We start from the raw sequence: 11,544 nt of genomic DNA, 5'->3' as shown, positions 1-11,544 counted from the left end.
TAAGTGACCGGTGTCGGTGACGCAGGTGGGTGTGTGCAGGCGGGCCTTGGTTCCTGCTGTCCAGGTGTGTGTGGGACAAGCAGCGGAGTGTAGGGAGCTTGTGCCGTGCACATGTGGGCAAGAGGCGCACCAACCTTTCAACGCCTACCCGGTTAGCCTCGACCGTTTAAGAGCCAGAAAGTTTTGATCCGCCTGAGGATGCCGGAAGGTGCCCGATTTTTATATCTCAAACCAAGTGCGAAACGTGTATGGTCGTATCGCGGGGGTGAGGCGGACGCTGACGGTTTCTGCCACCTTCGGAACTGGGGGAGGACTGTATGGAGCGACCGGAACGCCTCAAGGGCGTCGATGAACCTCGACTGGTGCCTGATGGGGTGATGTTGGGATACGCCCGCGTGTCCACGATCGACCAGAACCTCGAGGCGCAGCGTCGGCAGCTGGTCGACGCCGGTTGCTATGACGTTTACGCCGATCACGGGAAGTCCGGGGCGACGATGTCCCGGCCGGAGCTGGATGCATGCCTGAGGGCTCTGCAGCCGGGGAACACACTCGTCGTGACCAAATTGGACCGATTGGGTCGGACGGTGCGAGGGCTCGTCGAACTTCTCGATTCGCTTCACGAGCGGGGCGTCATGTTCCGGTCCCTGACCGAGGGGATCGACACCACGACCGCTTCAGGTCGGCTGATGTTCAACATCATCGCCAGTGTTGCCGAGATGGAGCGCGAGCTGATCCGGGAACGGACGAAGGCCGGCCTCGCGGTCGCAACGGGGAAAGGTGGCCGGCCACCGCGGCTGCAGCCGCACGACGTCGTCGAAGCACGGAGGCTGAGAAACGAGGAGAAGCTGACGGTCGAAGCGATCGCAAAGCAGTTCAAGGTCCACCGCTCCACGATTATTCGAGCCCTACGCACCGATGGTCTCGCGGGCGCGGCCTACAGAGAGAGTCGGAGTGGCCTCAAATGAGTCATAGCGCACCAGAGTGACGTTTCCGTCGAGCCGCGTCGGGCGCTAGATACGGTTGGGAGCAGTATTCCCACCGGCACCAGGGGGCCCGAAGATGGCACGATCGCGCAAGCGCAACCAGATTGATGGACAAGAAGCATTCGACCTAGACGCATTTCTTTTCGCACCACCAGAGGAGGTTCTCGATGAACAAGTACGGCAAATTCGCGCAGGAGACCTGGAAGATGACAGCCCCGTCGCAGTACGCCCTGATCCCGGACCCGGACGAGTGGTTCCGGAAGCTGGGCGAGGAAGCGATGAATCAGGTGGGGGAGCTGCAGTACCAGATCGCGGGACCGGACCCGGAGGGCGAGACGTACCTGCAGAAGGTGGGACGGCTGAACGCCTCGAGGATGCAGGCCGAGGAAATCGTGAGGGCGGAGATGTTGACGCCGGAAACGATGGAGATGGAGGGCGACGACTCGGACGAGGACCTGCCGGAGTCGACCAGGCTGATGCACGAGATACTGCAGTCGTTCAACCACGGGTATCAGGAGGACTTGGAGACGCTGAGGGCCGAGGAGATGGACCGGAACAGCCAGCGCCCCTAGTACCAGCCACACCGGAGGGTCGCTTCATTCCTGCGCGGCAGGATGACCTAGCCCCATCCGGAGCCCGTGCACGCTTCCAGGCCAATGTCGCTGCACTGCGTATGCTGCGCGAGCTGCAGGACCAGGACCGGGCAGCCACCGCGCAGGAGCGCACTGTGCTGGCCCGGTGGGGGAGCTGGGGCGCCGCAGGTGTGGCCGAGGTGTTCGATGAAACCCGGAGCGAGTACGAGGCTGACCGCGCCGAGCTGCGCGAGCTGCTGAGCGAGGACGAGTACCGGGCCGCGAACCGGACCGTCATCAACGCCCACTACACCGACCCCGCCCTCGCCACGGAACTCTGGCAAACCCTCAACAAGCTGGGCTTCGACGGTGGTCGCGTCCTGGAACCGGGATCAGGCGCCGGAACCTTCATCGGACTCGCACCCGAGACCGTGACCATGACCGGTGTGGAGCTGGACCCGATCACCGCAGGCATCTCCCAGGCCCTCTACCCGGACGCCGACATCCGCGCCGAGTCCTTCGCTGACACCCGCCTGCCGACTGGCTACTTCGACGCTGCTGTCGGTAACGTCCCGTTCGCCAAGACCAGGCTGCACGACCCGCGACACAACGCGGGCAACCACTCGATGCACAACCACTTCATCATCAAGTCCCTGGACCTCACCCGACCCGGTGGAGTCGTCGGCGTCATCTCGTCCGCGTTCACCATGGACGCCCAGAACCCGGCAGCTCGCCGTGAAATCTACGAGACAGCCGACCTGCTCGGCGCAGTCCGCCTGCCGACCGGCGCACACCGTCGCGCCGCCGGAACCGACGCCCTCACCGACGTCCTGATCTTTCGCAAACGACTCCCAGGCGAGGAACCGCTCAGCCCGCAGTGGCTGGAGTCGCGCGTCCTTTCCGTAGGTGACAGCCAGGATGCTGCGCAGGATGTGGTGCTCGATGCGAGCCAGGACGTGGCCCGGATGAATGCCTACTTCATTGAGAACCCGCAGCGGGTGCTGGGTGAGCCCGTGGTGGGTAACGGCATGTACGGGGCAGCGACGCTCACCGTGCGCAACGAGGACCTGCGCTCCGTACCGGAGCTGCTGCACAACCAGTTGCAGGACCTCGCCCTCACCGCCGTCGGTGCCGGCAGGGGAGTGGCAGAGCGTCAGGCCGGGCAGGTCATCGAATCCGTAGCCATCGTCCCTGCAGGCAAGCAGCTCCAGGCCGGACACATCATGTCCGAACCGGACGGGACCTTCCGACAGGTCGACATCGACGGATCAATCGCCCCGTTGAAGGTCCCCGCGACCCAGGCACGGGAACTGCGGTCCCTGCTCCAACTCCGCGACCTCGCCCGCTCCGTGCTCACGCTCGAGGCGAGCAACGTGGAGGACACCCCGGAGCTCGCCACCGAACGCGCCAACCTGCGCGATTCCTACCGCACCTACGTGGATTCCTTCGGCCCGATCAACCGCTTCACCGAACGTCGTACCGGCAAGGTCAATGACGCCGGCGAGGACATCATGGCTAGGGTGACGCCGAAGGCAGTGGCGCTGCTGCGCAGCGACCCCTTCGGGCCGATTGTCCCTGCTCTGGAGCGGTTCAATGAGGCCAGCCAGAAGGCGACTCCGGCAGCGTTGCAGAGCGAACGCCAGGTCCAGCCGCGCCAACCCATCCGAGGCGTCGACACCCCGGCTGAAGCCCTTGCGGTCACTCTGGACGCCCGAGGCGACGTCGACCTCACCGAGATAGCCAACCTGCTCGGCGTCGACCCAGCAGCGGCCAGGGACGCACTGGGGGAGCTGGTCTATGACATCCCCGGTGAACCCGGCGTCATGGAAACCCGTGCCGAGTATCTCAGCGGCAACATCCGGGAGAAGCTCGACGTCGCTACCGTCGCTGCGGCCGAGGACGAGCGGTTCCAGCGCAACGTCGAGGACCTGAAAGCGGCCATGCCGCTGCCGCTGGGTGCGGATGAAATCGAAGCCCGCATCGGCTCCATCTGGATCTCGGCCGACGTCCATCAGGAGTTCCTGCAGCACATTACCCGCGACCCGCGGGCACGCGTGGACAGGGTGACCGGCGCGAACTGGGATGTCCAGGCGAACAGGCACAGCTTCCTGGCCCGCAACGACTGGGGGACCGAGCGGATGCCGGCGGGCGAGATATTCAAGTGCCTGCTCGAGCAGAAGCGTGTGCAGGTCACTGACCCGGACCCTGATCCCGAGAGCCAGCGGCGCATTCTCAACCCTGTCGAGACGGCATCGGCCCAGGAGAAGGCCCAGCTGATGCAGGACCGTTTCGGGGAGTGGGTGTGGGAGGACGCAGACCGCGCCATCGCCCTCACCGACGAATACAACCGTAGGTTCAACTCGCTTGTGCTGCGCGACTACACCGTCGAAGGTGAACGTCTCACCCTGCCCGGGCTCAAGAAGGACTGGGCGCCCAAACCCCACCAGCGTGCCGCTGTGGCGCGCATGATTTCCGAGCCGTCGGTGGGACTCTTCCACGAGGTCGGGGCGGGTAAGACCGCTGAGATGGTCATGGGTTCGATGGAGCTGCGGCGACTGGGTATGGCGCGCAAACCCGCGATTGTCGTACCGAATCACATGCTCGACCAGTTCGCCCGCGAATGGCTGCAGATCTACCCCCAGGCGCAGATCCTCGCTGCGTCGTCCGCCGACCTCGCCGGCGACAAGCGCCGACAGTTCGTCGCGCGCGCGGCCGCGAACGACTGGGACGCCGTCATCATGACCCGCACCGCGTTCGAGCGCATCCCGCTCTCCGCCGAGTCCGAGTCCGAATACCTCACCCGTGAGGTGGACCGGAAGCGCCAGGAAATCCTGGCCGCGAAGGAGCGGGCCCTCGCAAGCGGTAACAAGGCGATGAGCGTGAAGAAGCTGGAGTCGCGCCTGCAGGCTGATGAGGAGAAGATCAAACGGCTCCGCGAGACCCCCGCCGACCCGGGCATCACCTTCGAGCAGACAGGCATCGACTATCTGGTCGTGGACGAGCTGCACGACTTCAAGAACCTCTCGACCGCCTCGAACATTCAAGACGCGGCAATCGATGGGTCCAAGCGTGCATCAGACCTCCATGCGAAGGTCGAGTACCTGCGCAGCGTGCACGGTGACCGGGTGATCACCGGCGCTACAGCGACGCCGATCGCCAACAGTGTCACCGAGATGTACGTGATGCAGCGATACCTGCGCCCTGATCTGTTGGAGAAGGCCGGCATCAACGACTTCGACACTTGGGCTGCGACCTTCGGCCAGGTCGTGACCGAGATGGAGATGACCGTCGCCGGCGGTGACAGCTTCAAGATGAAGGAACGGTTCTCGAAGTTCCAGAACGTGCCCGAGCTGCTGAAGATGTTCCACACCTTCGCGGATGTGAAGACCGCCGAGGACCTGCAGCTACCCGTGCCCGACATCGAGGAACGCGAGGACGGCAGGCGCTCACCGCGCATGGTCACGGTCGAGCCGTCCATCGAGCTCGAGGCGTACATCGCGGACATCGCAGACCGCGCCGAGAAGATCCAGGCACGTCTGGTCGATCCGACCGAGGACAACATGCTGAAGATTTCCAGCGACGGACGCAAAGCCGCTCTCGACATGCGCCTGGTCGACCCGGAGCTGGACGCCCTCGTCGGAGCCACGAAGATCAGTGCGACAGCGGACCTCGTAGCCAAGGTGTACGAGGAGACCAAGGACCGCGTCTACATCGACCCGGAGACGAAAGATACACATCCGACGCCGGGCGCCCTGCAGATCGTGTTCTGCGACCTCGGCACTCCCTCGGACAAGTGGAACGTGTACGGGCAGCTGCGCGAGGACCTCGTACAGCGAGGCGTACCCGAGCACAAGGTGCGCTTCGCGCACGAGGCGAAGAACGACGCCGAGAAAGGCCGGCTCTTCGAGGCATGCCGGACCGGTGACGTCGCCGTGCTCATCGGATCAACACAGAAGATGGGTACGGGTACGAACATGCAGGCCCGCGCCGTGCACCTGGTTGACCTCGACGCACCATGGCGGCCGGCCGACGTCTCCCAACGCCACGGCCGCATCATCCGGCAAGGCAATCAGAACCCCGAGGTTGCCATCTCGCAGGTGGTGACCAAGGGATCGTTCGATACTTTCATGTGGCAGACGCTGGAGCGCAAGAGCAAGTTCATCGACCAGATCATGCGCGGCCGCCTTGACGTGCGGGAGATTGAGGACGTCGGTGATAACACCCTGTCCTTTGCGGAGGTCAAAGCCATTTCCAGCGGCAATCCGTTGATCCTGGAGAAGTCCAAAGCCGATCAGGAACTGTCGCGGCTGACCCGTCTCGAAACAGGGTGGAACCGTAACCGGGCAGCACTTACTCACCGTAAGAGCAGTGCCCAAACGAGGGGGGAGGCGATGGTTGCGATGCTCCCGGCACTACGCGCGGCGGCTGATCGTACAACCCTGGACACGACAGGGGATGCGTTCCGTATGACCATCAACGGGAAGACCGTTGACAAGCGCCCGGACGCCGTGGAAGCGCTGCGGCAATGGACAAGCGCCAACGCCGCAGGGCGTCCGCCGATCCAAGGTTCCAGAGACCTTGGCATCATCGCGAATATCGCCGGCCATGACATCCGGTATGTGCAGAAGCATGCGAACATGCTCGACATCGGAGCGTCCAAGGTGGAACTGCAGGTCGAGGGCGCGCCCGGCGTGGCAGTGGAACTCAAACGCACCGATGCATTGTTCCCTACCGTGGGAGTGATTCAGCGCTTGGAGAACCAGGTGCGCAGACTGCCCGAGGAGGTAACGGCCCTGCAGAACAAGATCGAGGAAGCGCGCCAGGAGTACCGTGATGCTGCCACTGCGCTGCGGGAACCGTTCAAACACAGTAAGGCGCTGGAAGCAGCCAAGTGGGACGTTGAAAGGATCGGCCGGGAGATGCGCGGAGAAGATCCGGCACAGACGACGTTGGCCCCTGACTTGGAAGCCTTGAAACGAGCTACACGCTCGAGCTTCCCAACTCCGCCGACGCCCGGCGGAACTGCTGGCGGAGCGGCGAAAGCATCACCATCTAATCACCGCCCAGGCGTTGAGAAGGATCGGAAGAACGGTATCGGTAACTGACCTTCCACATCAACTCTCCACACAAGGTGAAGGGGGTGGCTCACCGGCGCGGTGAGCCACCCCCTTGTCCGTTAACGACAGGGTGTTCTAGTTACTGAGGGAATCTGCCGGCGCTGGGGAGCTGCCTGCTGGTTCGGGTGTAGTAGTCCGCCGTGCGCGCCGCTTGGCGGCTGCACCGTTGTCGAGGCCAAGCTTCTTCAGTTCGTCCTCGCTCCATCCGTCTTTGGTCGCACGCACGTACGCCTTCTTGTCCTCACGTTCGGCTTCAGCGAGCTGGGTTTGCAACTCGGTCACACGCTGCCGTGCTTTCACGAGTTCACGCACAGCAGCAACGCGAGAATTGAGAAGCTGACGTGCCTGGTTCTCGATGTCTTCCACATTGATCGTCATGTGCTGAACTTTAACGGCTCTGCCTGACAGTCAGTAGTCCAGCTCTTGCCTCATCACCGTTCCTTTCGGCACGCCCTTGACCACTTGGACGCGAAGTGAATTGGCAAGGTGGAGAGGTCGGACCGTGGAATACCGCAGCGAAGCGAGGATATGCCGCGAAAGCCGTCCTCGGAGCCTTGCCAAGAGAAGGGTGGACAGTATGATGACCAGCCGAAACGGAACGGCGCAGCCGTTCAAAAAGGTGACAGGCGCGGAGCGCCCTCAGCAACGTCAACACCCCGAGCCCTCCGAAACCGCTCGAAGGAGCAGGCGGAGCCCCTGACGGAGCAAGCTATGGGGTTATGTGCCATAACCACTGATTCCGCTGGCGCCTGCGGCTGAGCGGTGACACACTTGGGTGTGGGGCCTCCGTTAGAGGGGCGCTGCGCTGGGCCGAAGATCAAGAGCGGGGGAGTGCTGGCAGTGTCTGAACAGGGGAGCGAGAGCCAGGAGCAGGAGCCCGCTGCGCGTCCTCCTAGTGCCGGCAAGCGGCACGTGTGGTCTTCCCGGCGCAAGCGCATCGAGGGTAAGACCGTGTACGTGCGGGTGTCGATGTCAGAGATGGAGCGGGCTCAGCTGCTGCAGCTGGAGGCTCAGACAGGTCTGTCGCCGTCCGCGATCCTTATCGATGCTGCGCTCGGTTCTGGTGACCCGGCTGTCTTGACGCTGAAGAAGCAGGAAGTCGTGACGCTGCTGGAGATTCGCCGTTTGGTGGGAACGGCGGCGAACAATGTGAACCAGCTGGCACGCCACGCGAATGCCACTGGCGAGGTCAAAGACAACGCCCTGGCAGCCGTGCAGGAAGCACGCCGACTCATGCGCCAGATCGAAGCGAAGATGTACGAGTTGAAGCCATGATCCCGAACATCACCAAAGGCTCTCGCACTGTCGGCCTGATGAAGTACCTGGTCGGCCCGGGTAAGAGTAACGAGCACACTGATCCGCACCTCGTGACGGGTAGTCCGGTCATCATGTCGTGGTTCGATGACGCCCAGCTCAACGACCAATCCGCGGTCCTGGTCGCGGATGAAATCGACTTGAACAAGCGCATCAACGACGTCGAGATGGACAGCCACGTCTGGCACTGCTCTCTGTCGCTGCGCGCCGACGAGCGTCCCGTCAGTGACCGCGAGTGGGCGGACATGGCGGAGAAGTTCATGGACGACATGGGCTTCACCGGTAATGACGGCAAGGCACCCTGCCAGTGGGTCGCCGTGCACCACGGCACGAGCACCGCAGGTAACGACCACATCCACATCGTCGCTTCCCGCGTCCGTGAGGACGGCACGAAGTGGAGCGACTGGTCGGACTTCCCGAAGGCACAAACCGCCGCCCGGAACCTCGAGAAGCAGTTCGGACTCATCGAGCTGGGACAGCACTCCGAGCGCGGTCTGAAGCCCGCCGAACAGCTGACCGACCGCCGTATCGGGAACACCATCGAACCGGCCCGTCACCGCATGGAGCGCGTCGTCAGGGCAAGTGCTGTCGCCTCCGAATCCGAGGCAGAGTTCGTGCGCCGGCTACGACGCCAGGAACTGCTCGTCAGCGCCCGCTTCGCTGACGGTGGCCGCTCTGTCGTCACCGGGTACTCCGTCGCGGAACGACCACCCAAGGGTATGGACCCGGTGTGGTTCGGTGGCGGGAAGCTGGCAAAGGATCTCACCCTTCCAGCGTTGCGCACGGAGTGGTCCGATACTCCGGAAGCGTCCCAGGAAGCAGCAGAGGAATGGTGGGCTGCCAAGCGCCACCAGCGCATCGTTCACGGGCGGGCCCCGGACATGCTTCGCGGTCCTCGTGCGACGACCGTGTTCGGTCGTGCCATCGACGAGGAAGCCGCTCGGAAGCTCTCGCTCGACATGGCCAAGGCTCGCAGGGTCATGTCCTCAGTCGCCCCTGATGATCACCAGACGTGGGCACACGTGGCCCGGGAAACATCCGGCGTCCTCGGCGCCTGGTCGAAGGCCACGGAAGCCGAACCCGGACCCCTTGCACAGGCGTCGCGGGCCCTCGCTCGTTCCGCTCACCATTCCGGTGTCACGATCAGCACACCCGTACAGGCGCCTCTGAGAATGGCGGGTACAGCTGCGTTCCTCATGGCCGCAGCGACCGCACCGTCGCCGGTCGCGCAGGCCCTCATCATGCAGCAGGTCGTGCGTACCATTCGCCTCCTGCGGGACATGCAGCGCAGCAACAACGACCTCCGTGAAGCCCGGGTGCTGACCGACAGCGTGCGCCAACAGCTCGCCATCGTCGCAGCACCCCTGCCCGAGGTACCAGAGCCCCAGCTGCCGGCACCTGAAGGAATGACGCCGAAGGCCGTCCGTCCACTGACCGAAGCGCAGCCGACGATCATGGTGCCGCCTCGAGCGAAGCAGCACCAAGGGCATGACAGGGGTAATGACCAAGAGATGGGGAGATAGAAGAATGAATCACGACGCACCCGATGGAGCCGAAGGACTGTTCCGGCCTCAGCTGCAGTCCGCACTGGCTGTAGCCGGCCGACTTGGAGAGATGCTGGCACGCCAGCGCGCCGAACGGAACGAGCAAATGCAGCGCGCCGAGGACGCGCAGCGCCGACAACTCGAGGAACGATTCGAAGCTGAGAGAGCAGTCATGCGCACCCAGCTGGCGGCTGTTCACCAGCCGCAATTCTGGGAATCAGCACGCCCCGAGGACATCGCCTCGCACTACGCCATGGCGCAGCAGTGGGAGAAGCTCGACACCATGGCTCTGGCCTCCCTCGAGCACATGCACGACGAGATCCAGACCAGGTACAAACTGACCCCCGAGGAGTACCTCGAGGTGCAGAAGGCCGGCCAGGAAAACGACGTCGAGCTGGAGCAGGCATCGGAGAAAGAGGACGCTCAACGCGACTACGTGGTCGCCGAGCAGCAATCAGGCGAGGTCGCCCGCGGGGACCTCCGGAACGATGTTGATACCCAGAACGCGGCCGCGAACGCGGAGGAGCTGTGGGACTCCGGTGACCGCCGCGCAGCCCTGGCCGACACACTGATGACCCAGTTCGGGAACGACCCCGCCGCACGCGAAGGAGTCGAAGCATTCCTCGCCACAGACCTCAGCAACGGCACCCCACCGTCCGCATCGGTCACTACCACCAAGCGACCCTTTCAAGGACGACCAAAGACGCTCCACAAGCCAGCCCGAGAGAAAGGCTTCGGCAAGGGATCCGGATAGGGCGTCCCTGGACAAAGGCTGTCCAACCGCGTCTCATGTGGAGAATGTCGTCGCTTGTCTGAGCCGGTGTGCCAGTGAGGCTAAGGGCTAGGGCTCGTCAGCGGTCGGTAGGTGGTAGTGCGAAGGTCTCCAAACGCAACAGATGAGCTTTAGGAAGCCTGCCCCGCTGGCGTGATGCCGCCGGAGCAGGTTGCACCGGGCTCGCGGGTCTGCTCGCCCTGGATGTATTTGTCGAGGAAGGTGCCGAGCCGCGCGTCGTCTGCGGAGTCGACCTTCAATTGCAGGCCCCATGCGCTGGCGGCGATTGGGGTGTCGAGGTCGGGGTCGGGGCTGAGCAGCACGTGGGACCGCGTTCCTACGAGGCTGGTCAGTTGATCGATTTCTTCCTGTCCAATGTCCGGGTTGTACATGAGCCACACGGCGCCGTGCTCCATGGAGTGGACTGAGTTCTCGTCGGGGACAGGCTCGGTGTAGACGCCGCAGTTGGTCCAGACCGGAGCATGGTCCCCACCCACGGGGGGCGACTGCTCGTACTGGACCGCGCCCTCGACGTGGTCGAACGTGACGTCGGGGTATTCTTCGATGCCTTCGATGGGCTGTGAGGCCGCTGCCTCCCGGTCACGGTTCACCTGGACCTGGTTCACGATCACGAGGGTCACCGCGATGATGATCGCCAAGATGACCGCGCCGATGCCGCCGAAGATCAGAGCGTTACGCTTGCGTTGACTGGCACGCTGCTGGGCTTGGATAGCGGCCAGCCGCGCCTGGCGGTCCTGATTCTCCTGAGACCGTTTCTTGTTCAACAAAATGCCCTTCGGTATGTCAATCGTTGCGGGCGCTGGCCGCAGCTTGAACCGTATGCCTTGAACCAATGTACCGGTGGGCTTATCCAACCCGTGAAACGGCGGTCAAAATCGCAGGGGATGTATCACTCGACTACCCCCGTGCGGCCCTTTCACACCCGCCATACATCCATCACGGAAGATGAGTTTCGCCGCTCACTTCTATGCCGAGACTTGATTGCCGAGACGCAGCGGAGGATTGCGTCTCGGCAACCACAGGCTTCCCCCATGGAGGGCTGCCAGCCGCCATATACTCCGTATATGCCGATCACCCGCCTCATGTATGGCATCTACTCCCAGCAGTGCGCCCTCGGGCAGTGCGGGGACGCACTGTGAGCGGCGGTCTCGTCGCGCTTTTGGACGACGTCGCCGCCCTGGCCCGCATTGCAGCTGCCTCGATGGACGACGTCGCTGCCGG

General features: G+C 63.7%; 8 protein-coding genes. 6 read left to right on the top strand and 2 right to left on the bottom strand.

Going from position 1 to position 11,544, the window contains the following annotated elements; all coding sequences use genetic code 11:
• Window positions 1-317: 317 nt before the first annotated feature.
• From CXQ96_RS12590 to CXQ96_RS12580, 3 genes are all read left to right on the top strand, one after another.
• Entirely contained in the window at window positions 318-965 is a 648-nt protein-coding gene (locus CXQ96_RS12590) for a recombinase family protein (protein ID WP_219816140.1), read from the top strand.
• Window positions 966-1,150: 185 nt separating this feature from the next.
• The gene (locus CXQ96_RS18660; RefSeq protein ID WP_219816139.1) at window positions 1,151-1,555 is read left to right on the top strand and encodes a TnpV protein; all 405 of its coding nucleotides are present in this window, start codon (window positions 1,151-1,153) and stop codon (window positions 1,553-1,555) included.
• A 101-nt stretch (window positions 1,556-1,656) separates the two neighbouring features.
• Window positions 1,657-6,660 (top strand): helicase-related protein, encoded by a 5,004-nt coding sequence (locus CXQ96_RS12580; protein WP_146070889.1) that lies wholly within the window; start codon window positions 1,657-1,659, stop codon window positions 6,658-6,660.
• 87 nt (window positions 6,661-6,747) lie between these two features.
• On the opposite strand, the gene CXQ96_RS12575 is transcribed toward CXQ96_RS12580, so the two are convergent.
• The gene (locus CXQ96_RS12575; protein ID WP_104118375.1) at window positions 6,748-7,050 is read right to left on the bottom strand and encodes a hypothetical protein; all 303 of its coding nucleotides are present in this window, start codon (window positions 7,048-7,050) and stop codon (window positions 6,748-6,750) included.
• A 462-nt stretch (window positions 7,051-7,512) separates the two neighbouring features.
• On the opposite strand from CXQ96_RS12575, the gene CXQ96_RS12570 reads away from it, so the two are divergent.
• From CXQ96_RS12570 to CXQ96_RS12560, 3 genes are read left to right on the top strand one after another with little or no spacing between them, the layout of a single operon-like run.
• Window positions 7,513-7,947: a MobC family plasmid mobilization relaxosome protein gene (locus CXQ96_RS12570; protein WP_258059107.1), complete on the top strand. Its 435-nt coding sequence runs from the start codon at window positions 7,513-7,515 to the stop codon at window positions 7,945-7,947.
• Window positions 7,944-9,509 carry a relaxase/mobilization nuclease domain-containing protein gene (locus tag CXQ96_RS12565; protein WP_104118374.1) on the top strand — a complete coding sequence of 522 codons (1,566 nt, stop codon included), beginning with the start codon at window positions 7,944-7,946 and terminating at the stop codon, window positions 9,507-9,509. The genes CXQ96_RS12570 and CXQ96_RS12565 overlap by 4 nt, the downstream gene beginning before the upstream one ends.
• A 4-nt stretch (window positions 9,510-9,513) precedes the next feature.
• Window positions 9,514-10,284, top strand: coding sequence for a hypothetical protein (locus CXQ96_RS12560; RefSeq protein WP_104118373.1), 771 nt, complete (start codon window positions 9,514-9,516; stop codon window positions 10,282-10,284).
• Window positions 10,285-10,433: 149 nt separating this feature from the next.
• Here CXQ96_RS12560 and CXQ96_RS12555 read toward each other — a convergent pair whose 3' ends face one another.
• The gene (locus tag CXQ96_RS12555; protein ID WP_104118372.1) at window positions 10,434-11,087 is read right to left on the bottom strand and encodes a DUF3105 domain-containing protein; all 654 of its coding nucleotides are present in this window, start codon (window positions 11,085-11,087) and stop codon (window positions 10,434-10,436) included.
• Between the last annotated feature and the right edge of the window lie 457 nt (window positions 11,088-11,544).

The sequence above is a fragment of the Arthrobacter sp. B1805 genome, assembly GCF_002929745.1.
Taxonomy (GTDB): domain Bacteria; phylum Actinomycetota; class Actinomycetes; order Actinomycetales; family Micrococcaceae; genus Arthrobacter_D.
This window is presented reverse-complemented; position numbering and strand designations above follow the sequence as displayed.